We start from the raw sequence: 255 nt of genomic DNA, 5'->3' as shown, positions 1-255 counted from the left end.
CGCTTGAGGATGGTCCGAAGACCAGTGCGACTCTAGAAAGGAGGTGATCCAGCCGCACCTTCCGATACGGCTACCTTGTTACGACTTCACCCCAGTCACGAATCCTACCGTGGTAAGCGCCCTCCTTACGGTTAAGCTACCTACTTCTGGTAAAACCCGCTCCCATGGTGTGACGGGCGGTGTGTACAAGACCCGGGAACGTATTCACCGCGACATGCTGATCCGCGATTACTAGCGATTCCAACTTCATGCAGT

1 rRNA gene is annotated in these 255 nt (G+C 54.9%); it reads right to left on the bottom strand.

Annotated elements, in window-relative coordinates:
* Positions 1-36 precede the first annotated feature (36 nt).
* Positions 37-255, bottom strand: a 16S ribosomal RNA gene (locus tag H3H39_RS28680); the annotation flags it as partial.

It is taken from the genome of Rugamonas apoptosis (genome assembly GCF_014042355.1).
GTDB lineage: Bacteria > Pseudomonadota > Gammaproteobacteria > Burkholderiales > Burkholderiaceae_D > Rugamonas > Rugamonas apoptosis.
The sequence above is the reverse complement of the archived record's forward strand: the minus strand, read 5'-3'. Positions and strand labels throughout refer to the sequence as shown.